We start from the raw sequence: 23,915 nt of genomic DNA on the forward strand, positions 1-23,915 counted from the left end.
CGATGACGGAAAAAGCCGTCCCGGCTATAGGAATTCATATGGAAACGGATGGAAAGACCCTTCGCCGCGGCTGGACCACGGGCACCTGCGCGGCAGCCGCCACGAAGGCGGCCTGCGCCGCCCTTCTGACCGGCGAATTTCCTTACCCTGTCGAGGTCGAACTTCCAAGCGGCGCACGGCCGGCATTTTCCCTCGCGACAGAGGAAAAAGGTGAAAACTTCGCCCGGGCCGGCGTCGTCAAGGATGCCGGAGACGATCCCGACGTCACCCATGGCGCCCTGATTGAAAGCACGGTCAGACGGGGAGAACCCGGAAGCGGCATCACCTTCAAGGCCGGCAAGGGCGTCGGCACCGTTACCCGGCCGGGCCTGCCGCTGCCGCCGGGAGAACCCGCCATCAACCCGATACCGCGCAAGATGATCGAGACGGCCATTCGCGAAGTGGCGGGAACGGATGCCGATTTCGAAGTCGAAATTTCCGTTCGCGACGGCGAAAGACTGGCGGAAAAGACCCTGAATGGCAGGCTCGGCATTCTCGGCGGCATTTCCATTCTCGGCACCACCGGCGTCGTCATTCCCTTTTCCTGCTCGGCCTGGATCCACTCCATCTGGCGCGGCATCGATGTGGCGCGGGCAACCGGCTGCACCCACGTGCTCGGCGCGACCGGCAACACCTCCGAAAAGGCCGGGCAGGCGCTGTATGGCCTGCCTGAAACGGCGCTGATCGACATGGGCGATTTTATCGGCGGCATGCTGAAATATCTGCGCAGCCACCCGGTCGAGCGGGTGACGATTGCCGGCGGCGTTGCCAAGATGACCAAGCTCGCCCAGGGCATGCTCGACGTGCATTCCAAGAAAGGCCTTGCCGACCTTGAAGCACTGGCGGCTTTGGCCACGGAGGCGGGAGGGGATGACAAACTCGCCATTGCCATCCGTCAGGCCAATATGGTCGCGCACGCCTTTCAACTGGCCGAAGGCGCGGGGATAGACCTCGGGGCGACCGTTGCGGAAAAAGCCTGGGTAACCGCGGCGGCGGCGCTGAACACGCCCGCCATCGCGCTCGATATTGTGGTTTTCGATCGTCAGGGCGCGCTCAAGGGGCGCACCGCCTCCACACCGTCGCATCAGCCCGCCGCATCTCCTTTCGGAGAACGGAACCGGCGGACATAGTCGGTACTATAAAGTGCACTCTCGCGAAAATCCGTCGAGGCAAGCCCGCGCCCGACAAAGATCAGCGCCGTGCGCTCCACCGGCTCGGCTGCAAGCCTGCCCTCAATATCGAACAGCGTGCCGCGAATGACCCGCTCATCCGGCCAGGAGGCGCGCACCACGATGGCAACGGGGCAATCGGACCCGTAAAGCGGCGTCAGCTCCTCCACCACCTTGCCGATGGCATGGATGGCGAGGTGGATGGCAAGTGTCGTGCCCGTTGCGCCGAAAGCCTTCAGCGTCTCACCGTCAGGCATCTTCGATGCACGGCCGGAAATGCGGGTCAGCACAAGGCTCTGCGCCACTTCCGGCACCGTCAGCTCCCGCTGCAGGGTGGCGGCGGCGGCAGCGAAGGAGGGCACGCCGGGCGTGACGGTATAATCGAGTCCCAGCCGTTCCAACCGACGGATCTGCTCACCCATGGCGCTCCAGACGGAAAGATCACCGGAATGCAGCCGCGCCACATCCTTGCCTGCCTCTGCCGCGGCAACAAATTCCGCCTCGATTTCATCAAGCGAAAGTGCAGCCGTATCGACGATGCGCGCGCCCGGAGGGCAATAATCGATCAAGGCCTTCGGAACCAGCGAACCGGCATAAAGACACACAGGGCAGGCAGCGATCAGATCGCGCCCACGCACCGTGATGAGATCTGCAGCACCCGGACCGGCGCCGATGAAATGAACCGTCATTCTTCTTCTCCGTATTCAATGGCGCAGTCGTTACCACGTGGCGCGTTGCCCGTCGTTGCGATAGCCACAGTTACATCACCGACGATGAGGCGGGGCGCAACCAGCCGTGCACCTGCTCCAGCTGCGGCAAGCGCCGAGGCTTCGCTGACGCTGGGCGTTCCGGCGTGATCGAGGCTGGCCTGTGAAAATGTCATCGTCTCGGCGGCAACTGCCTCGAGCCGTTCCTGCGTTACGATTTCAAGCGACAGCGATAGGGCTTTCGCCGCTTCCGCGAGGCCAGCTTCCCCGGCCTTGAGCGGAGCAGTCGCCAAAGAATCCGCCTTCACGCCAGAGGTCCGCTCGGCGACGCGTATGGCCGTGATGATCACGTCCGAAGGAATACCCTTGCGGCAGCCTATACCAGCCACGGTCACCATGGCTTGACCCAGCTCCATTGCGTCACCGGCATGGCCGGACGCCAGCCGGACATGGAACCGACAGCCGTTACGCGAGAAACCTCCAGCCGGATCATCGAACCACCAAACCGCGCATTCGCATCCAGCAAGACTGCTTCCATTTCCAGCGTCACCGCATTGGCGACCAGCCGACCGCCGGGTTTCAGCGCCCCCATGGCAGCCTCGAACACACCTGCTTCACTGCCGCCACCACCAACAAAAATAGCATCCGGCGTGGGCAAGCCTTCAAAAGCTGCCGGGGCCACACCGATCATGACCTCCAACCCCGGAACACCAAAAGCATCAGCATTGCGGGCGATTCGTTCCGCCCTTTCCGGATGTTGCTCTATGGCGATGGCGCGCAGCGAAGGATGCGACAGCATCCATTCGATGCCGATCGAGCCGGAGCCCGCGCCAATGTCCCACAGCAATTCTCCACGCCGGGGCGCCAGCGAGGAGAGCGTCACCGCCCGGATTTCACGTTTGGTGATCTGCCCGTCATGTTCGAACAGGCTGTCATCGAGCCCTCGCGTGAACGGCAGGACACGCGCATCCTCATCCGCCACGACATCAATCGCCACCACATTCAGCGGGTCGATATCATCAAAGGAAAAATCAGCCGCCCGGGCTTGCCGCCGCCTTTCACGCGTTCCGCCCAATGCCTCGAGCAGAATGAATTGCGACCGACCAAAACCGGACTCGGCCAGTAACCCCGCAATCAAAGCGGGGTCACACTCATCCGAGGTCAGCGCGATGATCCGCGCGCCGGGCTGCAGATGCGGCCGCAAAAGATCGATGGAGCGCCCGTGCAGCGAAACGCATTCGGCCGATTGCAGGGCCCAGCCAAGCCGTGCCGCAGCCAGAGAAAAGGCGGAAGGCGAGGGATGGCAGACTGTCTCCTCCGATGGAATCCGCCGCAGAAGCGTAACACCGACACCGTAGTAGAACGGATCGCCGGAGGCGAGCACGCACACCCGGCGGCCACGCAATGCGAGAACACCGCTCATCTCCACATCGAACGGCACCGGCCACGGGCGCGCCTCGCCCTGAATGGCCGCAGCCGCCAATTCCAGATGGCGTTTGCCACCAAAAACCACCTCCGCCGCTTCGATCGCCAGAAGTGCATTTTTGCCGAGCCCATCAAGTCCGTCTTCGCCTATGCCGACGATGGAAAGCCACGGCTCTTTTTTCTTTTCTGCGGCAGCGCTCTTTTCAGTAGAAGAGCTGGCCGTTCCGGAATATTCAGACGTCATGACACGCTCCATACTCATCCTTGGCGGTACGGCGGATGCCCGCATTCTGGCCGGCAGGCTGGCAGAGGACTCCGGCTACCGAATTCTGCTGTCCATGGCGGGCCGCACGCTCTCGCCGGTCGAACAACCGGTACCGATGCGCAGCGGCGGTTTTGGCGGCGCGGCGGGGCTGGCGGATTTCATCCGCTCCGAGGGCTTCGATATTCTGGTTGATGCCACCCATCCCTATGCGGCGAGAATTTCCGTCAACGCGGTCGAAGCGGCAAGGCTGGCCGACATTCCTCTCGTCGCGCTTTCGCGCCCCGCCTGGCAGCAGCAGCCGGGTGACAGGTGGCAGAGCGTCGAAACCGTCGAACAGGCCGTTAACGTGCTCGGAGATGAAAGCAGGCGTGTATTTCTGGCTCTCGGCCGGCAGGAGCTTCTTCCCTTCGAAGCCGCACCCCGGCACAATTATCTCATCCGCAGCGTCGACCCCGTGGAGCCACCGCTGAACGTACGGGATGCGCGCTACATCACCGCGCGCGGCCCCTTTGCACTGGATGACGAAATCCGCATGCTGGAGGACAACCGCATCGAGACGGTGGTTTCCAAGAATTCCGGTGGCAGCGCCAGTTACGGCAAGATCGAAGCGGCGAGACGGCTTGGCCTGCCGGTCATCATGATCGAGCGGCCGCAACCTCTCGGCAACGCGCCCCTGAAGGGCGCGACGGTGCCGGACATAGCGTCTGCACTCACCGCCATCTGCCATCAGCTCTCCCTTTTCGAAAACCGCGGCGAATAAACGATCGGTTCCTTGCCGGAACGCTTGATCAGACGGGTTTCCACCGAACCGACGACGATGCAGGTGGCCATATCAGCCATATCGCTCGATGCTTCCGACAGGGGCACGACCCGAATGCGCTCATCCGCCCGGCCTGCGGCGCGACCGAAAATCACCGGCACCGAGCCGGGCAGATGGGCACGCAAAAGATCAAAAGCAGTGCCGAGCTGGTGCGGCCGAGCCTTGCTGACCGGGTTGTAAAAAGCCATCACGAAACCGGCTTCCGCCGCCGCGATCAGCCGCTTTTCAATGATGCCCCAGGGCTTGAGATTATCCGACAGCGAAATGGCGCAGAAATCATGGCCTAGCGGCGCGCCAGCCTTTGCGGCAACCGCCAGCATGGCGGTCACACCCGGTACGACAGAAAAATCGATGTCACGCCATTCGGCCGGGCCATTTTCAATCGCCTCGCAAATGGCCGCTGCCATGGCGAAAACGCCGGGATCGCCACCGGAAACCACGCAGACCTTGCCGCCTTCGGCCGCAAGCCGCAGCGCCTGTTCGGCACGGGAAATTTCTTCACGATTGTCGGAGGCATGGCGGCGCTGGTGAGGACCAAGCGACAGGCGGTCAAGATAAGGGATATAACCGAAGAAATCTTCCGAAACCTCGACGGCAGCTAGCGCTTCCGGCGTTACCTGCGCTGCACTGCCGGGCCCGAGGCCGACGACGACGAGCCTTCCGGTCATGGCTTTTCACCTGTCGAGGGTCTGGTTTTCCAGCCGGGAACCAGAACCAGCGAAAAATAGGGGGCCGGCGATGCGTCACGCTCGATAAGCGGCACCGCATGGCTGTTTGCCATGGTGCCGCGTTCCACATAAAGCGCCTCGCTGAGCTTGCCGGCCTTTTCCAGCGCCCGGCGGATTTTCGGCAGGTTGCGCCCGACTTTCATGATCACGGCTCCATCCGTGCCGGAAAGACGTTCCGCGAGAATATCTTCCGCCAGCGTTCCGGGAAGCACGCTCAATATGTCGTCGCCCTGCACCAGCGGCAGCCCGGCCATGGACCAGCAGCCGGACATGGCAGTGATACCCGCAACCACCTCTGTATAATAGGACGGCGAAAGCCGCAGATGAAGGTGCATGTAGGAGCCGTAAAACAGCGGATCGCCTTCCGAAAGCACGGCCACATTGCGCCCGGCCTCGAGATGGGCGGCGATGTCTTTCGCCGACTGATCAAAGAATGCGGCAATCGCGCCGCGATAATCCTCGCCGTTCTTGTCGCTTTCGACGGTCACCGGATAGACCAGCGGCATTTCCAGCGTGCCGGGGCGGATGAAGGCTTCGACAATGCCACGACCATTGCCGCTGCCACCCTTCTTGCAGAAGAAGGCAAGCACATCGGCATTTTCAATGGCGCGCACCGCTTTCAGCGTCAGAAGCTCCGGATCGCCCGGCCCGGTGCCGACACCGACCAGTTTACCTTTGGCATGTTCAAAAAGAGCCGCACTCACAGGCCTGCCCTCGCAACCGCATTGATGGCAGCGGCCGTCATGGCCGAACCGCCCATGCGCCCCTTGACGATGGCATAGGGAATGCCGAGCGCACTTGCCTCCAGCGCATCCTTCGATTCCGCCGCGCCGACGAAGCCAACGGGCATGCCAATGATGGCGGCAGGACGCGGCGCACCCTTTTCCAGCATCTCGAGAAGATAAAACAGCGCCGTCGGCGCGTTGCCGATGGCCACCAGAGCGCCCTCCAGATGATCCGCCCAGAGATCGAGTGCGGCGGCAGAACGCGTATTGCCGATCTTTTTCGCAAGCTCCGGTGTGCGTGGATCACGCAACGTGCAGATGACGGCATTGTCAGCCGGAAGCCGGGCGTGGGTCACACCATGGGCAACCATTTGCGCGTCGCAGAGGATGGGCTTTCCGGCCAGTAACGCACCCCGCGCAGCGGCAACGAAGTCAGCCGAGAAACGGAAATGGCTGGCCGCTTCCACCTGCCCGCAAGCGTGGATCATGCGAATGGCGATATCCGCCTGCTCTTCGGTAAAGGCGGATAAATCCGCTTCTTCACGGATAATGGCGAAGGAGCGCTCGTAGATCGCATTGCCATCGCGAATATAGTCATAGTCGGTCATCGGTCATCCTGTCGAAGCGCCGCACCAATCACTTGCCCGCCAAGACGGGCGAGCAGGGTGGCGGCGTTTTCACCGGGCTTATGTTCTTTTTCGTAAAGACGGGCAAGCCGCGAAAGCGCCGTCCTCTGCTGTGCGAAAGGTAAAATCCCGTCAGGCAGGTCGCCGGCGCGGCCGGAAAAGGAAAAGGCAAGACCATCGGCCGTGCCGCAAAAGGCCAGAAGCGACGGGGCAGGGTGCGCACAACCTTTGCCACAGCCGGAAATATGCAGCGTGAAAGAACCGTCGAGCAATGAAGCGCATTCCCGGGAAGCAAAAGCGGCCAGCTCATGGGTGGGAAGAAAGGCCGATGCACAGCCCGGCGCGCCGGGACAGACGGCGATGGAAGATCGCGCATCGCCGGGCTCGGTAACGAAACCACATGCCCCTGCAGCCTCAAGCAACGCATCGCAGGCGGATTTCGATCCGAAAAATAGCATGCTGTGGTTTGGTGATGGCCGCAAGGCCTTGATGCCGAGCATATCTGCCTCCTGGCAGAGGCGCGATAAACCAGAGCCTCGAACCTGTCCGAAGGCAGGCGCGGCACCGGCGGCAAAAAGACCCATGCCCACCGCCATCAATCCCAGCGGCAAAGAAGGTGCCCGGACGGCCCCGCTCTTTATCACCCGATCCAGCAGCCGATCACCACAAACCGATTTGATGATCGAAGCGTCCAGATCGCGGCCACGGGCGAGCGGCCCCTTGCCGGCGAGATAAAGGAGAAGCGACAGAACCACATCCGCCGCCGAGTCCGTCTCGACCAATCCCGCATTCAGCGCCTTGCTCTCCGGCCCGCCAACAAGCAATTGCCAGAAAGTCTGGCTGCCCAGCCGGATTGCTTTCAGGCGAATATCTGCGAGTAATTCCCCCATGGAGAGATATCCGCCGCCATCGATGACGATGGAAAGCTTGGCGGCGAGCTTTTCATGAAGAGCGAGCCGGTCGGCCTCTTTCCGAATCTGGTCGGCAAGAAAACACCCATCGGCGATTTCCGCATCGTCCCGGCCGGCAAGAGGCGAAGTCTCGACCGCCAGTCCTTCGCGCAGCGGCAGGCCAAGCGCCAGAACATCCTTTTCCAAGGCGCATGCGCTTTCCGGCGTCAGGCCACGGAACTGGAGACTGCCGCGTGCGGTGATGTCGAGCAGCCCATTGCCATGCCGCTCGGCGAGATCGCAAAGCACCACCATCGCACGGGGCGATATATCCGCCTCGAAAGCTACTCGCGACAGAAAACCATCGCCGGTCCGCATGGGTGCTGAGAGCGCCGGGCAAAGACCGCGGCGACCGAATGGCTGAACGGGATCGGCAGCAGCAGCCATCATGCGCCCACCCTTTCGGAACGGGGCATGATCAGCATTTCAAGCTCTGCATCCACCGCATTTCGCCGGCTGTGCCACAGGCCGCGACGGCGAGCGGACAGGAAACGTTCGGCCATCACCTGTGCTGCCTTCGGATTTTCCCGCAGGATGAAATCGCGCACCTCCTCGTTGCCGAAATAGGCATCATAAAGCGCCTCGATCAGCGAGGAGGAAACCACATGGGTGGTTTCGGCAAAGCCAACGAGCCTATCCACCGTTTCGGCAAATTCCGCCGCTCCGCGTGGGCCATGCCGCATCTGGCCGGCAATGAAGCGCGGATTGACGGCGCGTGCGCGCACTACCCGCGTCAGCGCCTGCGTCATCGACCTTGCACGCGGGCGGGCCGGATCGGTCGTATCCAGCGCCACAATATCGGCTACCCCACCCAATGCTGCCTTCGCAGCAGAAAAGCCGCCGATGAAGGCCACATCGGAAGAACCATCCAGAAGATCACGGCCGGGGTCGTCGCCGGTATGGACAAGGAGATCGGCCCGACGCACCAGCTCCACAAAACCGGCATCTTCAAAAATCTCCAGCCCGTCAGCACCGCCGAAAGCATGGCTTGCCGCATCGAGATAGGCCTGCCCCAGCTCCTCGCGTTCGTCCCATTTTCCGCTAGCGAGTTTTTCTTCGATACCTGCGCCATAGGTGCCAGGCGCGGAGCCGAAGATGCGCGCCGGAATATGCCCGAGCGCGGCCGCCTCTTCCGCCAGCGGATTGTCGCCCGGCGCTTCATCCCGCCGCGCCACGGCCTTGGCAGCCGCATCAAGCAGCGCGATCAGTGCCGGGAACATGTCGCGAAACAGGCCGGAGATGCGAAAGGTGACATCGACCCGCGGTCGCCCGAAGCTCGCCGGCGGCAGAACCTCGATGCCGGTAACGCGGCCGGTCGCCGGGTCATGGATCGGCCTTGCACCCATCAGATGCAGCGCCTGCGCCACATCCTCACCGCCATTGCGGAGACTCGCGCTGCCCCAGAGATCAAAAACCAGATGTTTCGGCCAGTCGCCATGGCTTTGCAGATGATGGCGCAGCACCTCCTCACCCGCCATGCGGCCGAGCTCGAAGGCCGTGGGCGTAGGCATGGTGCGCGGATCGGCGGCATAAAGATTACGGCCGGTGGGCAGCACGTCGAGCCTTCCGCGCGCGGGTGCGCCGGAAGGGCCGGGGGGAATGTGACAACCGTCGAGCGCGGCAAGCAGTGCGGCTTTTTCCGCCTTCGCGCTTTCAAGCCTCAACGGATCGGCCTCGCCTTCCGGGTGCCGGCCGAAAATATGCTGGCCATCCTTGATGGCGAAATCCTTGAGGTCGCAGAGAAAGGCGTCGATGCGCGACAAAGCCGCATCGGCATCGTCCTTCACACCCACGCCTGCTTCTGCCGCAAGCCCGGTTTCCAGCGCCTTTTCAACGATCAGTTTCGCCAGCCGATCGCGGCGGCGGCGATCCAGCCCATCAGCCTGCGCATATTCGTCAACCAGTTGTTCCAGCGCCGATTGTTCCGGCGAGAGCCCGGCATTGACCAGCACCGGCGGAACATGGCCGATGGTTACGGCCGCAATCCGCCGTTTTGCCACCGCCGCCTCGCCGGGATTGGAGACGATAAAGGGATAGACCACCGGCAGCGGACCGGTGACGATTTCCGGAAAGCAATCGCGCGAAAGCGCCACCGTCTTGCCCGGCAGCCATTCCAGCGTGCCATGCGCGCCGACATGCACGATGGCGTGTGCAGCCGCTACCCGCTGCATCCATGTGCCGAAGGCGACAAGCGCGTGACGCGGCGGCAGGGCAGGATCGTGGTAATCCACCCGCCGATCCTCATTGCGACCCCGATCCGGCGCAAGCGCCACGAACACATTGCCAAAGCGGGCAACGCGAAAGCGGAATGCGCCATCAACAAGCACATCGTCACTTTCCGCAGTTCCCCATGTTGCATTCAGGGCAGTTGCGGCAGCGGCCGGCAATGCGGTCAGGAAATCGCGATAGTCGGAAAGAACGACCGTCGCTTCCTGCTGTTCAACGCAGTCGAGTAGCGCCCGCGCCGTGTCTGGAATATCCGACACCGCATATCCCGCATCGGCAAGATCGCGCAGCATTTCAAGCACGCTTTGCGGCACATCCAGACCGACGGCATAACCCGTGCGCCCCGGTGCCGCACCCGGATAATCCGGCATCAGAATGACGATACGGCGATCCTGCGGCGGAGCCTGTTTCAATCGCAGAAACGCCCCGATGCGGTTCGACACCTGTTCAATACGATTCGCTTCCGGCACATTCAGGAGGCTGGCACCGCCATCCGCCCGCGCCTGCTTGAACGAAATCGCACCGGCGAGAATCCGGCCATCCAGTTCCGGCAGAACCACATGCATAGCAAGATCAGAGGGGTTGAGGCCACGCGCATTTTCCGCCCAGCCATCACGCCGGGTGGTCGCCATCACCACCTGAAAAACAGGGACACCGAGGCGGTCGAACAGCGTCCGTCCGTCCTCATCCGTCTGGCTGGCAAAAGCGGTGGCAGCAATGATGGCGGCAGGCTGCAGGTCAGGCAACACGCTTTCGAGAAAACGGATCGCCTCCCCGTCCTTCAGACCGCTGACGAAAATCGGCAATGGCACAAAACCGCGCCCGGAAAGCGCATGGAAGAGCGCATCCACAGGTGCTGCATCAGCCGCCAGCAACATCGAGCGGTAAAAGAGAATGGGCAGTATGGCTGCATCGGCTGGAAAACCGGCAATGGCTTCCGCTTGACTGACGACACCCTGTCCGGGCCGGTAAAATCCGGCCTTCGGCAGAGGCTCGGCCTCAATATCCGGCCACACGCCATCCTTTGCCAGAGCCGCAAGACCAGTTGCAAGGCTGCCCATATTCGCCCTTCCCCCTTCACGGAAAAAGGAAAGGGCAGAGGCCAGTATCTGCCTGTCCACGGTCGAGGCCGCTTCGAGCTTTTCGTCCCTGTCGCTGCACTCGCCCGGTAATAGCAGAAGCTTGATGCCGCGCCGTCGGGCCATCATGGTAAGCTGATCGACGCCGTAGCGCCATCGATCAGCTCCACCGAGAATCCGGATAAGGATAACACGGGCATGCTCCGCCGTCTTTTCGATCCACAGATCGACCGACATGGGGTGCCGAAGCTCGGAGAGGTTGGCGGCGGAGAGCGACGGGAGCGCATCTCCAGCCTGCCGCCACGCCCTTTCCAGCCCGGCAAGATCGCTTGCCGAAAAAGACAGCATCACCACATCCGAACGGGGCTGGTTGAGATCAACCGGCTCGATCAGATCGTCCAGGGACGAGGATGTGGTGGCGAGAATATGCATCTAAGGCATTCCCAGTAAAAGTCCGTAGCGGTCAGGCTGCCAGCATCTGCTCGATCTTTTCGCGGTTGATGCCCTTTTCACCAATGATAACGAGCCGGCTGCGGCGTTCTTCACCCGCCGCCCATGGGCGATCATAATAGTGATTGACGCGGCTGCCGACAGCCTGCACCTGCAGGCGCATCGGCTTTGCGGAAACTTCGATGAAACCCTTGATGCGCAGGACATTTTCCGCAGCCGCCGTCTCGGCGATGCGGGCTGCCAGCGCCTCCGGGTCACTCACGGCCGGCAGGTCGATGACGAAGCTGTCGAAATCGTCGTGTTCATGGTCGAACGCGCCATCGTGATGGGTACGGCGGTTTTCGATATCCTCTTCCACCGCAAGGCCAAGGCCGATCAGCACGGCGGGATCAATGGCGCCATTCGACGCGACGACAATCTTCGCCGCCCTCGGCAGATGTTCGAGCACATGAGCCTTCGCCTTCTCGAGACCGGCATCATCGAGAAGATCAGCCTTGGTCAGCACGATGAGATCGGCGCAGGCGACCTGATCCTCGAAAACTTCCTCTACCGGATCATCGTGATCGAGCGCCTCGTCATTGGCCCGCTGGGCGGCAAGTGCTTCCATGTCGTGGGCAACCTGTCCCTCGGCAAGGGCTGCGCCATCCACCACGGCCACCACGGCATCCACTGTCACGCGGCTCTTGATCGCCGGCCACTGGAAGGCCTGCACCAGCGGCTTCGGCAGTGCGAGGCCGGACGTTTCGATGAGGATATGCTCCACCTTCGGCTGGCGGCTGAGGATTTGTTCGATAGCGGGCTGGAAATCATCCGCCACCGTGCAGCAGATGCAGCCATTGGCCAGTTCAACGATGTTTTCTTCCGGGCAGCTTTCAATGCCGCAGCCCTTGAGAATTTCGCCATCGATGCCGATATCGCCGAATTCATTGACGATGATGGCAAGCCGCTTGCCATCCAGCTTTTCGAGAAGGCCGCGCAGCAGCGTGGTTTTTCCGGCCCCCAGAAAGCCGGTGACGATGGTGCAGGGAACGCGGTCCAGAAGGGTGCTCATGATCTCTCCTCGGTAAAATTGAATGGGGGAATGCGCGCCACCATGCCGCGCTTCAATGGTTCGGGGCGGCCGCGCCAGGGCATCAGGCCGTCTGCGGAGGCGGCCAGCATATGCGCGCCTGTCAGCAGGTCTTCCGCGTCATTGGGCGTCAGCCCGCCAAACACATAGGACCAGCCGTCGGCGCCACGAAGCACGGCGCTGAGGCTGCGCTTGCAATTGGCAAGGCAACTGACGGAGCGAACAACGACACCGGATGCTTCCGCCTTCGCGATGACGGCTTCGGCGAGACGCAAACCGGCGCGTGGTTCGGCATTGGGATCGGCTTCATCGCGACAGCTTCGGCAAACGAAGACCACCACACCGGAGGCCGTGTCAGCCTGCGTGTCTCCGCCTGCACATGAAGATGTCGCTGAAATATCCAAACCGTTTCGCTTCCCGCGCCTTTAAAAAAATCGTCGGGGTGCTGACATCGAAAACGGCATGCGCAGATGCGCAAACCCAATATTCGATCTGACCGACTGACCGGAGCACCCCGCCCGACAGACGTTTTTCTGAAACGGCAGGTCTCCTGGCTTGCGGCTTCAAAACACCCGGACACCGCCTTCCCGAACCCATCTTCAAGGGTCCAGTGGCTTTACGGTGCAGGCTTACCGCTTACAGTTGCGGGGGCAGCCACGGAATGACCCATTGTCCGGGTGGAACCGTGTTCCCTCTTAGCTTTTCCCGTTGCCGGGAAAAGACCGTCAGTCCGCTACCATTAGGCTGAACGAGGGGGAGGGTCAATGCCGTGGCCTGCCCCTCACGCATTGCCGGGTGCGGCAAATTGGGTATAGTCGCCGCTCCGAATGGCAGGGGCATCGGTCCCGCACCGCAGGATGAGAAGGAAAACGCGATGACGCGCGACATCAGCGATAACGAAGCCGAACGCCACCGGCAGAAAATGGTCAACCGCAAGACGGTTCAGGATGCCGAAGTTGCGGCAAAGACCATCGAAAAAGGTCTGCTGATGATCAATACCGGCCCGGGCAAAGGCAAGTCCACGGCGGCCTTCGGCCTTGCTTTGCGCATGCTCGGCACCGGGCGGCGGGTCGGCGTCGTGCAGTTCATCAAGGGCGCATGGTCGACGGGCGAACAACAGGCTCTGACGCTTTTCGGCGACAAGGTTGTCTGGCGCACCATGGGCGAGGGTTTCACGTGGGACACGCAGGATCTGAAACGCGATGTTGCCGCAGCCACAAAGGCCTGGGAAGAAGCCAAGGTCCTGATGGCCGACGAAACCATCGGCCTCCTGATCCTCGACGAACTGAACATCGCGCTACGTTACGACTACCTGCCGCTGGAAGAGGTCGTTGAAACCCTGTCCAGTCGCAGGCCCGATCTGCATGTCATCGTCACCGGCCGCAATGCCAAGCAACCGCTGATCGACGCTGCCGACATGGTGACGGATATGACCCTGGTGAAACACCACTTCAAGGCGGGCGTGAAGGCGCAGGCCGGGATAGAATTCTGACATGACCGCACGGGTGCTGATGTTTCAGGGAACCGGCTCGGACGTCGGCAAATCGCTGATGGTGGCCGGCCTTGCCCGGGCATTCACCCGGCGCGGCCTGTCGGTGATGCCGTTCAAACCGCAGAACATGTCTAACAACGCGGCGGTAACCGCCGATGGCGGCGAGATCGGCCGTGCCCAGGCGCTGCAGGCGCGGGCGGCGGGTGTACCACTCTCCGTTCACATGAACCCGGTACTCCTGAAACCCCAGAGCGAGACCGGCGCACAGGTGGTGGTGCAGGGCAAGATCTTCGGCAATGCCAAAGCTGCGGATTATCAGCACATGAAGGCCGGGCTGATGCCGCGTGTGCTGGAAAGCTTTGAGCACCTGAAACAACAGGCCGATCTGGTGCTGGTGGAGGGGGCGGGCAGCGCGTCTGAAATCAACCTGCGCGCCAATGATATCGCCAATATGGGTTTCGCCCGCGCAGCCGACGCTCCCGTCATCCTGATCGGTGATATCGACCGTGGCGGCGTCATCGCCAGCCTCGTCGGTACCAAAGCCGTACTCGAAAGCGATGACGCGGCAATGATAGCGGGCTTCATCGTCAACCGCTTTCGCGGCGATCCCACATTGTTTTCCGACGGCATGCGGATGATCGCGGAAAAAACCGGCTGGGCCTCCATCGGGCTTCTGCCGCATTTTTCCGATGCCGCGAAATTGCCAGCAGAGGATGCGCTCGGTCTTTCCGGCCCTGGCCAGCAGAAACCGGGCGCAAAAATCCGCATCGCGGTGCCAATCCTGCCGCATATCTCCAATTTCGACGATCTCGATCCCCTCGACATGGAACCGGATGTGGAACTGATCCGCATACGGCCGGGCGAGACAATTCCCCCCGACTGCCGGCTGGTGCTGCTTTGTGGTTCGAAATCCACCATCGCCGATCTCGCAGTGCTGAAAAACGCGGGCCTCGATATCGATATCAAGGCCCATGCCCGGCGCGGTGGCTATGTTCTCGGCCTCTGCGGCGGATACCAGATGCTCGGCAAAACCGTTGCCGATCCTGACGGCATAGAAGGACCGCCGGGAACGGTATCAGGGCTTGGCCTGCTGGATGTCGATACGGTTTTGACCGGCTACAAGCGGCTGGTTTCCGTGCGTGGCAGGAGTTTCGACGGAATTGATTTATCCGGCTATGAAATGCATGTTGGCGAAACGACGAGTACTACGGATCGCCAGCGGTTTTCGATGATCGAAGGACATGCCGATGGCGCCATTTCGCCTGACGGCCGCGTCTTCGGCACCTATATTCACGGTCTTTTCGCAGATAACCACCAGCGCAGCGCCTGGCTGAGGCGGCTTGGCGGGCAGCGTTCGGAACTGAATTATGATGCGCAGGTGGAGGCCGTCCTCGACCGTCTTGCCGCGCATATGGAGCAGCATCTCGATCTCGACAGGCTGCTTGCTATAGCGCGATGAGGATTGCCAGAAGCCCGAACAGGCCGATCAGCAACCCGTCGGCGATCCTCGCCAACCGAAGCGCCGTGCGAATATCGCCGGCAACCAGCGTCGCTCTTCCGCCTTCGCCCATGAAACGCGCCTCGATCATCTGCCCGCCATAGGAGCGCGGGCCAGCCAGCGCAAAGCCAAGAGCACCGGCCAGCGCCGCCTCCGGCCAGCCGGCATTGGGAGAACGGTGGTGTCGCGCATCGCGACGGATTGCGGCGATTGCCCCTCGCGGAGAAGCGCCTTTCACGAAAAACGCGGCAATGACGAAAAGGCCGCCGCTTAATCTTGAGGCGGGCAGATTGACCAGATCGTCCAGCCGGGCCGAGGCCCAACCAAAGGCTTCATGGCGTGGCGAACGATGGCCGATCATGCTGTCAGCCGTATTGATCGCCTTGTAAGCCGCACCGCCCGGCAGGCCCAGTGCGCCGAGCCACAGGGCGGGGGCGACGATGCCATCGGAAAAATTCTCGGCCAGACTTTCAATCGCCGCCCGACAGATAGCCGCCTCGTCCAGCTTTTGCGGATCACGACCAACGATCATCGATACCGCCTTGCGGCCACCTTCCACCCCTTCGCGCTCCAGAGCGGTGGCGACAGCTTCCACATGCTGCTCCAGACTTTTCTGAGCCGGAAGAGAAGCGCCGAGGATTGCAACAGCCAACAGGCCGAAGGGCAGGAGAAGCAGAAACGATTGCACAAACCATGCAAGAATGACGGTGAGACCGGCAAAAACAGCCAGTGCCGCCACGCCCGCCGCTTTACGCTGCGAAAATGACGCGCTCTCCCGGTTCCATTTTTTGTCCAGCAGCGCGATAAGCGAACCGACCCACGTGACGGGGTGGCCGATACGGTTGAACAGCCAGTCCGGATAACCGGTCAGGCGTTCGATCACGAGTGACAGGAAAGCGAGAGCAAAGAACATGGGCGAGACAGTACCAGAAAAGGCTCAAGGAGCGATCCGTCACGGCGGCAATCTCGGCAAGGCGCGGCTGATGTTCCCTGAAGCGCCTGAACCTTGGATCGACCTTTCGACCGGGATCAATCCGCACTCCTATCCGCATTCGCCCGTTCCCGCCAGCGCATTTGCCCGCCTGCCGGAACCTGGTGCCGCCGAGGAGTTGAAGCAACTGGCAGCAGCCCATTTTGGCGCGCCGTCCGCCTCGCATATCACGCTTTCACCTGGCACCCAGATGCTGATGCCGTTGCTGGCTCAAATCGCGCTTTCCCGTGGGGCAAAAAGCGGGGCCGTGCTTTCTCCCGCTTATGCGGAACACGCCCGCACCGCGCGCATGGCCGGACTGATTGTGACGGAAGTTGAAAATCTTGGCGACCTGTCGGCTCACGATTACGCGGTGGTGGTCAATCCCAACAATCCCGATGGCCGCGTCACGGATCGAGATGCTTTGCTGTCTTTCGCCGATTCGATGCGCGGTAAAGGCGGCCTGCTCGTTGTGGACGAAGCCTTTGTCGAAGCAGGAGGGGCGGAAAGTCTCGCAAATGCTGCGGATCACGATGCGCTGGTTGTGCTTCGATCTTTCGGCAAATTTTATGGCATGGCGGGCGTGCGGCTCGGTTTCGCGATTGCGCATCCTGATACCACCGCCGCACTGGATGCGAGGCTCGGACCCTGGGCAGTTTCCGGCCCGGCACTGCATATTGCGACCGAAGCTTTGGCAGACGAGGAATGGCAATCATCCATGCGCCTCCAGCTCGCGAAAGAAGCCCTACGCATGAATGACCTGCTGAAAAAAGCGGGGCTGGAAATCGCCGGCGGCACGTCTCTCTTCACGCTGGTCCGGGACAAGCGCGCCACAGCACTGTTCGACCATCTTGGCAAGCGCGGCATTCTGGTCCGCGTCTTCGATGAAAGGCCGAGCGATATTCGTTTCGGCCTCCCCGGCAGCGAAGCCGAGTGGCAGCGCCTGGAAGCGGCGCTGCTCTCTTTCAATCATGCCTCGAAAGTGTAGGTTTCAATCGACTCCGGCTTCATTTCGATGGAGAAGCCCGGCAGTTTCGGCGGCATGTAAGCGGCGTTTCTGATATCGCAAGGCTCGATGAAATGCTCGTGCAGGTGATCCACATATTCGATGACGCGGCCTTCCTTGGTGCCTGAAACCACCAGATAGTCAATCATCGACAGGTGCTGCACATATTCACAAAGGCCGACGCCACCGGCATGCGGCCAGACCGGCAGATTATATTTGGCGGCAATCAGCAGCACCGCCAGCACTTCGTTGAGGCCACCCATACGGCAACTGTCGATCTGCACCACATCGATCGCGCCTTCAGCGATGAACTGCTTGAACATGATGCGGTTCTGGCACATTTCGCCCGTCGCCACCTTCACGGAACCGATGGCTGCGCGAATCTTGCGATGGCCGGCGACATCATCCGGGCTGGTCGGTTCTTCAATGAAGAAGGGCTTGGAAAAGGCGAGCTTATTCACCCACTCGATTGCCTGATCGACTTCCCACACCTGATTGGCATCGATCATCAGGTAACGGTCGGGGCCAATCACCTCACGGGCGATGGTGAGACGGCGAATATCATCCTCCAGATCACGGCCAACCTTCATCTTCACATGGTTGAAACCGGCATCGATGGCTTCCTGGCAAAGACGGCGCAGCTTGGCGTCGTCATAACCGAGCCAGCCGGCTGACGTCGTGTAGCAGGCATAACCCTCGTTCTTCAGCGTCTCAATACGCTCCTTCTTGCCACTCTCGGCCTTTTTGAGGATCGCAAGCGCATCGTCGCGGGTCAACACATCGGTCAGATAACGATAATCGACGATATCGGCGATTTCTTCCGCGCTCATATCGGCAACAAGCTGCCACACCGGCTTGCCCGCCTTCTTCGCCAGCAGGTCCCAGACCGCATTGACGACGGCACCGGTGGCGAGATGCATCGCCCCCTTGTCCGGGCCGATCCAGCGCAGCTGGCTGTCGCTCGTCAGATGCCGCCAATATTTGCCGGGGTTCTCGGTGACGGTGGCGAGATCGGTGCCGACCACCAGATGCCGCATCGCTTCGATGGCCATGCAGCAAATGTCATTGCCGCGACCGATGGTGAAGGTCAGCCCGTGGCCCTTAAGGCCCGGCTCATCGGTATCGAGAATGACATAAGCCGCCGAATAATCCGGGTCGGGGTTCATCGCATCCGAACCGTCAAGGCTCTGGGAGGTCGGAAAACGCAGGTCGAAAACACGCAGATCTGTAATTTTGGTCATGGCCGGTTACTCGCGGTCAGTGTCAAAGGAAATCGTTCAATCGTGGTGAAAGGTTTCTTCCATCATCGCCCACCACTCGTCTTGCTTGCGGCTTTCGAGCGGTTGCTGGCAGGGAATGGTAAAAGACCACCATTCCTGGTTCTTGGGGCTTGCGGCTATCTTCGCCATATCGGCACTGAAATCCGTGCCGTGATATTCCCAATAACCGAACAGCAGATTTTCCGGTTCGCGCAGGAAGATCGTATAGTTGCGAATGTTGCTGTCGCTGATGAGCGCCAGAACTTCCGGCCAGACGGCAGCGTGCAGCCTTTTATATTCCGCGATCATCTCAGGTTTGACGCCTATGACCATGCCCATCCGCTGCATGAAAAACTCCGTTATTGCTTTATGGTGGCGAGTGCTGCGCGCAGCCGGTGTTGCGGCAGGTTCAATCCCAGCCGTTCTGCAGCAGCGATGATCGGGATGAATCGACGACGCTTCTTTTCATCGTGGTTACCGGCGATATCGGCCAGCCGATGCGCGAGAAAAGGATTGCGCAGACGTTCGCGCAGCACGCCGATATAGACCTCAGCCTCATCTCCCATGCCTTCGGCAGCAAAGACCGGCAGAACCTCATCCCGCCACAGTGTTTCCAGATCCGTAACGAGAGCGTCGTCGCCCATCGCCTGACGAACGGTCTCATCCTTCGCGCGGGCATCCTGCATCCAGCGCTCGGCCAGATAGGAGTGCCCGAGATTGAGCAGAAAGAGCTTCAGCTTTTCGTAATGGTCGAGATCATCCGTCAGCACGATCGCAGGGTGCGTGCATGGCAGAACGAGCCCTTCCTGCCTCTCGATTGCCCAAAGCGCATAGGGTTCCGCCACCGCACCAACAGGATCGATCGGCTCGGAGACGATGCGATCGACCAGACTATTGGCGAAACGGCATTTCTCGTTGAGATAAAAGGCAAACCCCGCCGGCAGCTGCCACTCGTCTGCAACCTGGCGAATGACTTGCTGCAGACTTTCGCCATTGCGCGGCACAAGCTCGCAGGGGAAGATCGACAAAGGCGCTTCCGGATTGCGCTGAAAACGCTCCAACAGCAACATGCAGAGCTTGGCAGGAAAGCTTTTCGGCACCACCGTGAAATCGGCCGCAAGGCCAGGCCCGTCAGCGGAATCCAGCTCATAACCACGATCACCCGTATTGGACAAAATGACCTCGGCCACGCAGGCGAGACGCCGCACTTCGGCCCAGTCGGTTGCGGCGGTCAGCGCGCGTGCGACAGCCTTGCCAGGAATTTCCTCGTCCACTTCCTGCCCATCGCGGATACCGCGAATGCGCACAGGGTAGGGGGCACCGCTATTCAGTGCGGCAACACGCTTCAGGCTTTCCGCATTGCCGGTCGTCTGGACAATAGTAATATGTCCAAGAGCCTCGCCTTTATCCAGCGCCTGCGAAACGAACAGATCCGCATGCGCCAGAAGAAAGCGGCTGGTGCCAAATTGCAGAATGGGGGTGTCAGCTGTCATGCCACCTCCACCATGCCCTTGATGACTCCGGCTTTCGGATCGGTCAGACCGGCGAATTTGGAAGGCACATCGGCAAGCGTCATACGGTGGGTAATCAGTGCTTCCGGCACCTTGCCTTCTCGCAGCGCCTGCAACACCCGCTCGAAATCCTCAGGCGTTGCATTGCGGCTGCCAAGCAGCGTCGTCTCGCGCTTGTGAAACTCCGGATCATTGAAGCTGATATCGCTGGCGACGATGGATACCAGCACAAAGGAGCCGCCATGCCCGACGAAGGAAAACCCCCGCTCCATGGCTTTCGGATTGCCCGTCGCATCAAAAACCGCATCGAAGAAATCACCGCCGGTAATATCGGAAAGGCGGTCCTTATCACCCTCACCGAGCGTTACCGTATGGGCGACGCCGAGATGCTGCTTGCAGAAATCCAGCCGGTCGGTGCGCCCGTCGATCATGGTCACCTCGCCACCATCGAGAACCGCAAAAACCGCAACCGCCATGCCGATCGGGCCGGCGCCGACGATCAAGACCTTCTGCCCTTTCTCGACCGCGCCACGGCGCACGGCATGCGCGCCGATCGCCAGAAATTCGGTCATGGCTGCCTGATCGAGGCTCAACCCCTCCGCCTTCAGCACGAATTGCTGCGGCACACTCAGATATTCGACCATGCCGCCATCGCGATGAACGCCGAGCACGCCAATGTTCCTGCAGCAATTGCTCTTGCCTTTCAGGCAGGCACTGCATTTTCCGCAGGAGATATAGGGAATGACGGTGACGACGTCGCCAACCGAAAGAGGACTGCCATCAGGCGCTTCTTCCACCGTGCCGGAAAGCTCGTGGCCCATGATGCGCGGGTAGGAAAGATAAGGCTGGTTGCCGGTAAAGATATGCAGATCCGTACCACAGACGCCGATGCGGCGAATGCGCACCAGCACTTCACCTTCACCACGACGAGGCTTCGGCAGATCCTTGGCGGTAAGTTGACCGGGAGTGTCACAGAAAATCGCCAGCATGCATCACCTGTCAGAAAGGGAATAAAAACGGATGGCGTTGCCGCCAAAAACTGCCGCATGGTCCTCTGCCGGCACGATATCGCGGCAGAAATCCAGCCAGGCCTGGTAATCACCGGCCAGTCGCAACACCGGCCAGTCGCTGCCGAAGATCACGCGGTTTGCGCCGAAGAGTTCCAGAATGGTTTCGGCATAAGGCCGCACCGCTTCCGGCCGCTGCTCGCCACGCTCGGTAAGCAGACCGGACAGCTTGCAATGGACGTTGGCAAGAGCCGCCAATGCCACCATGTCGCTCCGCCAGCCGCTGTAAAGGCCGGTGGCGATCAACGGCTTTGCGCCATGATCGATGACAACATGCAATTGCGGATGGCGGCGGGCAAATGACAGGAGATGCGGCAGATTGGCCGGCAGAACCAGCGCATCGAATACCAGCCCGTGTTTCACCAGCGCGTCCACCGCAGCTTCCAGCGCCGGATCGTCGATCCAGGCCACATCCTCAATGCCCTGCAGCATGGGGCGCACGCCCCTGAAGGCTGGATGTTTTGCCCGGCGGGCAATTTCCGTCGCCGCATCGGGGGACTTCATGTCCACCCAGCCGACCACGCCCTTGATGAAATCGGTCTTTTCCGCCAGCTCCAGCATGAAATCCGTATCGGCGGCAGTCTCCATTGTCTGCACCAGCACCGTGCCCGAAACCCCGGCCGCAGCCAGCAAAGGCGAGAGATCGGCCGGAAGAAAATCCCGGTAGATGGCGGCAAGTGACGGCGGCGGCCATTGCCCGGCACGGTCCTTCATCAGCCAGAAATGCTGGTGGGCGTCGATGAGCATGGCCTTCAGGCCTTTCCGCCGGGCACGGGCGAACCTTCGGCAATCAGGCCGCGCCTGTGCAGCTCGGACCAGAACTCATCCGGGATAGGCTGTTCGAACCATTCAATATTGGAAGCAAGCTGCTGCGCGTTGCGCGCGCCTGACACGACCGTGACCGAAGCCGGATGGGCGAGCGGAAATTGCAGCGCGGCCGCCTGCAACGACACGCCCAGCTCCTCGCACACGCCCTGCAGCGCATCAACGCGCGTGAGGATATCGGCAGGCGCATCGGCGTAGTTGAACTTGCGGTTACCAGCCAGAATGCCCGAATTAAAGGCACCGGCGACAACGATGCCGACGCCGCCTTCAGCGCAGCGGTTCATGAAGGCAAGGCTCTGCTGTTCCAGGAGCGTATAACGGCCGGCAAGCATGGCAACGTCGATATCGAAGACATCCATGGCATCGCTGACGATCTGCCATTCGTTGACGCCGAGGCCGACAGCACCGGTCGAGCCCTCCTCACGCAGTTTGCCAAGCGCCCGGAAGCCGCCACCAGTGGTCAGCTGCTCCCAGTAATGCTGGTGCTTTTCGCCGTGGGTGAAGGAGCCGATATCATGCACATAAAGAATATCGGGCTTCAGAACACCGAGCCGCTGCTGGCTGGCTTCGAAGGAACGCAGGATACCGTCATAGGAATAATCATAGGTCGGGCGGAACGGCAGGGGCGCAATATAGGCGTCCTCTTCCGCGCCGACGGTTTCATCCGGAACCATCACCCGGCCGACCTTGGTGCTGAGCGTATAATCGTTCCGCTCATGCTCCGTTACCATGGTGCCGAGACGACGCTCTGACCGCGTATAACCGTAAAAGGGCGCGGTATCGAAATAACGCATTCCACTTTCCCATGCCGTGTCGAACGCACCTTTGGACTCCTCATAGGGCGTGACGCGGTAGAGATTGCCCATCTGGGCGCAGCCGAGGCCCATGACCGTGACGTCAACGGCGCGGCGCGGCAATTTGCGTGTATCGGAGACTTTCATCGCAGGGACTTTCCGGGTTTTATTTGAAAAGGCGCGCCGCCGTAGAGCGGCGCGCCGTCATGCATCAATAAAGAACGTTCTTGGCTTCCGGCTTGTCGACATTGTCCTTGGTGACAACAACGACGCCCGTGTCGACGAACTTCTCAACCTTTTCCTTGTTGATGAGCTTGGTGATGGTTTCCACGCCCTTCTCACCCATCTGGTAGGAACCCTGAACAACGATGCCGGCCAGCGTGCCATCCTTGACGAAGCCCTGAAGGTCCTGATTGCCGTCGAAGCCGATGCCAACCACCTTGCCGGCCTTGCCGGTCTGGGCGAGCGCACGACCAACACCGATTGCCGTCGGCTCATTGGCGCCGAAGATACCCTTCAGATCGGAATTGGCGGCCAGAACGTCAGTGGTCTGGTTCAGCGCGGTCGCCATCTGCGACTGCGAATAGAAAGGACCGACGATCTTCAGGTTGGAATTCATCTGGATGTAATCCGTGAAACCGCCAACGCGGCCGATTTCCGAACCGGCACCGGCGACGTAAGACATGACGGCGATCTTGCCTTCCTTGCCCACCTTGTCGATCAGCGCCTGCGCTGCCAGTTCGCCGGCTTTCTTGTTGTCGGTTGCGAGGAACGACTGGTAATACTGCTCCGAGCCGCTGGCCAGCTGCGAGTCGATCAGAACGACGGGAATACGGGCTTCCCAGGCCTTCTTGACGGCCGGAACCAGCGCATCCGGATCGGAAGGGGCAAGAACAATGCCCGCGACCTTACGGTTGATGGCGTTTTCAACCATGTTGACCTGGTCGGCGATCGCAGATTCGGCAGCCGGACCCTGGAAGGTCATGGTGTTGCCGGCAGAGTTCTTCATCGCCGCATCGGCGCCCTTCTGGACGTTCTGCCAGAAAGTGGAATTGACGGTCTTGACGATGACGGCGATTTCGCCGGCCTGCACGGTGGAAACGCTCCACAGCGCGATTGCGGATGTCAGAAGGGCGGTCGCAAGTTTGTTCATTTCTTCCTCCGTGATGTCGGCATACCGGGCCTCCCCTTGCCGATCTTTTTTGCGGAAAGGGT

At 61.0% G+C, this 23,915-nt stretch carries 23 protein-coding genes and 1 riboswitch; of the genes, 5 read left to right on the top strand and 18 right to left on the bottom strand.

What is annotated here, in order from left to right; genetic code table 11:
- The first annotated feature begins 38 nt into the window (after window positions 1-38).
- Window positions 39-1,169, top strand: a complete 1,131-nt coding sequence (locus M0412_RS18490) for a cobalt-precorrin-5B (C(1))-methyltransferase (protein WP_269700869.1) — start codon at window positions 39-41, stop codon at window positions 1,167-1,169.
- Here M0412_RS18490 and cobM read toward each other — a convergent pair.
- From cobM to cbiE, 3 genes are read right to left on the bottom strand one after another with little or no spacing between them, the layout of a single operon-like run.
- Window positions 1,124-1,897 carry a precorrin-4 C(11)-methyltransferase gene (gene cobM / locus M0412_RS18495; protein WP_269700867.1) on the bottom strand — a complete coding sequence of 258 codons (774 nt, stop codon included), beginning with the start codon at window positions 1,895-1,897 and terminating at the stop codon, window positions 1,124-1,126. The genes M0412_RS18490 and cobM overlap by 46 nt on opposite strands.
- On the bottom strand, window positions 1,894-2,313 hold the full coding sequence (locus M0412_RS18500; protein WP_269701364.1) for a cobalamin biosynthesis protein: 420 nt from the start codon (window positions 2,311-2,313) through the stop codon (window positions 1,894-1,896). The genes cobM and M0412_RS18500 overlap by 4 nt, the downstream gene beginning before the upstream one ends.
- On the bottom strand, window positions 2,307-3,584 hold the full coding sequence (gene cbiE, locus M0412_RS18505; protein WP_269700865.1) for a precorrin-6y C5,15-methyltransferase (decarboxylating) subunit CbiE: 1,278 nt from the start codon (window positions 3,582-3,584) through the stop codon (window positions 2,307-2,309). The genes M0412_RS18500 and cbiE overlap by 7 nt, the downstream gene beginning before the upstream one ends.
- Here cbiE and M0412_RS18510 point away from each other — a divergent pair.
- Window positions 3,583-4,365: a cobalt-precorrin-6A reductase gene (locus M0412_RS18510; protein WP_269700863.1), complete on the top strand. Its 783-nt coding sequence runs from the start codon at window positions 3,583-3,585 to the stop codon at window positions 4,363-4,365. The genes cbiE and M0412_RS18510 overlap by 2 nt on opposite strands.
- Here the strand turns inward: M0412_RS18510 and M0412_RS18515 are convergent.
- From M0412_RS18515 to M0412_RS18545, 7 genes are read right to left on the bottom strand one after another with little or no spacing between them, the layout of a single operon-like run.
- Entirely contained in the window at window positions 4,332-5,093 is a 762-nt protein-coding gene (locus M0412_RS18515) for a precorrin-3B C(17)-methyltransferase (RefSeq protein ID WP_269700861.1), read from the bottom strand. The two genes, M0412_RS18510 and M0412_RS18515, sit on opposite strands and share 34 nt — an antisense overlap.
- Window positions 5,090-5,857, bottom strand: a complete 768-nt coding sequence (locus M0412_RS18520; protein ID WP_269700859.1) for a precorrin-2 C(20)-methyltransferase — start codon at window positions 5,855-5,857, stop codon at window positions 5,090-5,092. The genes M0412_RS18515 and M0412_RS18520 overlap by 4 nt, the downstream gene beginning before the upstream one ends.
- Entirely contained in the window at window positions 5,854-6,486 is a 633-nt protein-coding gene (locus M0412_RS18525) for a precorrin-8X methylmutase (RefSeq protein ID WP_142858329.1), read from the bottom strand. The genes M0412_RS18520 and M0412_RS18525 overlap by 4 nt, the downstream gene beginning before the upstream one ends.
- On the bottom strand, window positions 6,483-7,841 hold the full coding sequence (cobG, locus tag M0412_RS18530; RefSeq protein ID WP_269701362.1) for a precorrin-3B synthase: 1,359 nt from the start codon (window positions 7,839-7,841) through the stop codon (window positions 6,483-6,485). The genes M0412_RS18525 and cobG overlap by 4 nt, the downstream gene beginning before the upstream one ends.
- Window positions 7,841-11,191 (bottom strand): cobaltochelatase subunit CobN, encoded by a 3,351-nt coding sequence (gene cobN, locus M0412_RS18535; protein WP_269700856.1) that lies wholly within the window; start codon window positions 11,189-11,191, stop codon window positions 7,841-7,843. The genes cobG and cobN overlap by 1 nt, the downstream gene beginning before the upstream one ends.
- A 31-nt stretch (window positions 11,192-11,222) precedes the next feature.
- Window positions 11,223-12,260 (bottom strand): cobalamin biosynthesis protein CobW, encoded by a 1,038-nt coding sequence (gene cobW, locus M0412_RS18540; RefSeq protein ID WP_065114404.1) that lies wholly within the window; start codon window positions 12,258-12,260, stop codon window positions 11,223-11,225.
- Window positions 12,257-12,682, bottom strand: coding sequence for a DUF1636 family protein (locus tag M0412_RS18545; RefSeq protein WP_269700852.1), 426 nt, complete (start codon window positions 12,680-12,682; stop codon window positions 12,257-12,259). Before M0412_RS18545 ends, cobW begins: the two co-directional genes overlap by 4 nt.
- A gap of 118 nt (window positions 12,683-12,800) precedes the next feature.
- A riboswitch (cobalamin riboswitch) is annotated at window positions 12,801-13,020 on the bottom strand.
- Between the two features lie 132 nt (window positions 13,021-13,152).
- Here M0412_RS18545 and cobO point away from each other — a divergent pair.
- Both cobO and M0412_RS18555 read left to right on the top strand, forming a co-directional pair.
- Window positions 13,153-13,770, top strand: coding sequence for a cob(I)yrinic acid a,c-diamide adenosyltransferase (gene cobO, locus M0412_RS18550; RefSeq protein ID WP_269701360.1), 618 nt, complete (start codon window positions 13,153-13,155; stop codon window positions 13,768-13,770).
- A gap of 1 nt (window position 13,771) precedes the next feature.
- A complete protein-coding gene (locus tag M0412_RS18555) occupies window positions 13,772-15,229 on the top strand; it encodes a cobyric acid synthase (RefSeq protein WP_269700849.1) in 1,458 nt (485 codons plus the stop codon).
- Here M0412_RS18555 and cbiB read toward each other — a convergent pair.
- Window positions 15,216-16,181, bottom strand: coding sequence for an adenosylcobinamide-phosphate synthase CbiB (gene cbiB, locus M0412_RS18560; RefSeq protein ID WP_269700847.1), 966 nt, complete (start codon window positions 16,179-16,181; stop codon window positions 15,216-15,218). The two genes, M0412_RS18555 and cbiB, sit on opposite strands and share 14 nt — an antisense overlap.
- On the opposite strand from cbiB, the gene cobD reads away from it, so the two are divergent.
- Window positions 16,180-17,226, top strand: a complete 1,047-nt coding sequence (cobD, locus tag M0412_RS18565; protein ID WP_269700845.1) for a threonine-phosphate decarboxylase CobD — start codon at window positions 16,180-16,182, stop codon at window positions 17,224-17,226. The two genes, cbiB and cobD, sit on opposite strands and share 2 nt — an antisense overlap.
- Here cobD and M0412_RS18570 read toward each other — a convergent pair.
- The 7 genes from M0412_RS18570 to M0412_RS18600 all read right to left on the bottom strand — a co-directional run bounded on the left by M0412_RS18570 (window position 17,208) and on the right by M0412_RS18600 (window position 23,853).
- Window positions 17,208-18,485 carry an L-fuconate dehydratase gene (locus tag M0412_RS18570; RefSeq protein ID WP_269700842.1) on the bottom strand — a complete coding sequence of 426 codons (1,278 nt, stop codon included), beginning with the start codon at window positions 18,483-18,485 and terminating at the stop codon, window positions 17,208-17,210. The genes cobD and M0412_RS18570 overlap by 19 nt on opposite strands.
- Window positions 18,486-18,521: 36 nt before the next feature.
- Window positions 18,522-18,851, bottom strand: coding sequence for an L-rhamnose mutarotase (locus M0412_RS18575; protein WP_142842153.1), 330 nt, complete (start codon window positions 18,849-18,851; stop codon window positions 18,522-18,524).
- 11 nt (window positions 18,852-18,862) lie between these two features.
- Complete coding sequence (locus M0412_RS18580) at window positions 18,863-19,996, bottom strand: mannitol dehydrogenase family protein (RefSeq protein ID WP_269700840.1); 1,134 nt, start codon at window positions 19,994-19,996, stop codon at window positions 18,863-18,865.
- Entirely contained in the window at window positions 19,993-21,003 is a 1,011-nt protein-coding gene (locus M0412_RS18585; protein ID WP_269700838.1) for a zinc-binding alcohol dehydrogenase family protein, read from the bottom strand. Before M0412_RS18585 ends, M0412_RS18580 begins: the two co-directional genes overlap by 4 nt.
- Window positions 21,004-21,006: 3 nt before the next feature.
- The gene (locus tag M0412_RS18590; protein WP_269700835.1) at window positions 21,007-21,828 is read right to left on the bottom strand and encodes an amidohydrolase; all 822 of its coding nucleotides are present in this window, start codon (window positions 21,826-21,828) and stop codon (window positions 21,007-21,009) included.
- A gap of 5 nt (window positions 21,829-21,833) precedes the next feature.
- Window positions 21,834-22,847 (bottom strand): aldo/keto reductase, encoded by a 1,014-nt coding sequence (locus M0412_RS18595; protein ID WP_142842149.1) that lies wholly within the window; start codon window positions 22,845-22,847, stop codon window positions 21,834-21,836.
- A 64-nt stretch (window positions 22,848-22,911) separates the two neighbouring features.
- A complete protein-coding gene (locus M0412_RS18600; RefSeq protein WP_046799686.1) occupies window positions 22,912-23,853 on the bottom strand; it encodes an ABC transporter substrate-binding protein in 942 nt (313 codons plus the stop codon).
- Window positions 23,854-23,915 lie beyond the last annotated feature (62 nt).

The organism is Agrobacterium sp. O3.4 (genome assembly GCF_041414895.1).
Lineage (GTDB): Bacteria > Pseudomonadota > Alphaproteobacteria > Rhizobiales > Rhizobiaceae > Agrobacterium > Agrobacterium cucumeris.

Coding starts and splice junctions, on each gene's coding strand:
- M0412_RS18575 (WP_142842153.1), bottom strand. CDS start 18,851: ATGCAGCGGATGGGCATGGTCATAGGCGTCAAACCTGAGATGATCGCG.
- M0412_RS18510 (WP_269700863.1), top strand. CDS start 3,583: ATGACACGCTCCATACTCATCCTTGGCGGTACGGCGGATGCCCGCATT.
- M0412_RS18525 (WP_142858329.1), bottom strand. CDS start 6,486: ATGACCGACTATGACTATATTCGCGATGGCAATGCGATCTACGAGCGC.
- M0412_RS18580 (WP_269700840.1), bottom strand. CDS start 19,996: ATGACAGCTGACACCCCCATTCTGCAATTTGGCACCAGCCGCTTTCTT.
- M0412_RS18600 (WP_046799686.1), bottom strand. CDS start 23,853: ATGAACAAACTTGCGACCGCCCTTCTGACATCCGCAATCGCGCTGTGG.
- cobG (WP_269701362.1), bottom strand. CDS start 7,841: ATGGCTGCTGCTGCCGATCCCGTTCAGCCATTCGGTCGCCGCGGTCTT.
- cobD (WP_269700845.1), top strand. CDS start 16,180: ATGGGCGAGACAGTACCAGAAAAGGCTCAAGGAGCGATCCGTCACGGC.
- cobO (WP_269701360.1), top strand. CDS start 13,153: ATGACGCGCGACATCAGCGATAACGAAGCCGAACGCCACCGGCAGAAA.
- cobW (WP_065114404.1), bottom strand. CDS start 12,260: ATGAGCACCCTTCTGGACCGCGTTCCCTGCACCATCGTCACCGGCTTT.
- cobN (WP_269700856.1), bottom strand. CDS start 11,191: ATGCATATTCTCGCCACCACATCCTCGTCCCTGGACGATCTGATCGAG.
- cbiB (WP_269700847.1), bottom strand. CDS start 16,181: ATGTTCTTTGCTCTCGCTTTCCTGTCACTCGTGATCGAACGCCTGACC.
- M0412_RS18555 (WP_269700849.1), top strand. CDS start 13,772: ATGACCGCACGGGTGCTGATGTTTCAGGGAACCGGCTCGGACGTCGGC.
- M0412_RS18570 (WP_269700842.1), bottom strand. CDS start 18,485: ATGACCAAAATTACAGATCTGCGTGTTTTCGACCTGCGTTTTCCGACC.
- M0412_RS18585 (WP_269700838.1), bottom strand. CDS start 21,003: ATGCTGGCGATTTTCTGTGACACTCCCGGTCAACTTACCGCCAAGGAT.
- M0412_RS18515 (WP_269700861.1), bottom strand. CDS start 5,093: ATGACCGGAAGGCTCGTCGTCGTCGGCCTCGGGCCCGGCAGTGCAGCG.
- M0412_RS18500 (WP_269701364.1), bottom strand. CDS start 2,313: ATGGTGACCGTGGCTGGTATAGGCTGCCGCAAGGGTATTCCTTCGGAC.
- M0412_RS18490 (WP_269700869.1), top strand. CDS start 39: ATGGAAACGGATGGAAAGACCCTTCGCCGCGGCTGGACCACGGGCACC.
- cobM (WP_269700867.1), bottom strand. CDS start 1,897: ATGACGGTTCATTTCATCGGCGCCGGTCCGGGTGCTGCAGATCTCATC.
- M0412_RS18590 (WP_269700835.1), bottom strand. CDS start 21,828: ATGCTCATCGACGCCCACCAGCATTTCTGGCTGATGAAGGACCGTGCC.
- cbiE (WP_269700865.1), bottom strand. CDS start 3,584: ATGACGTCTGAATATTCCGGAACGGCCAGCTCTTCTACTGAAAAGAGC.
- M0412_RS18595 (WP_142842149.1), bottom strand. CDS start 22,847: ATGAAAGTCTCCGATACACGCAAATTGCCGCGCCGCGCCGTTGACGTC.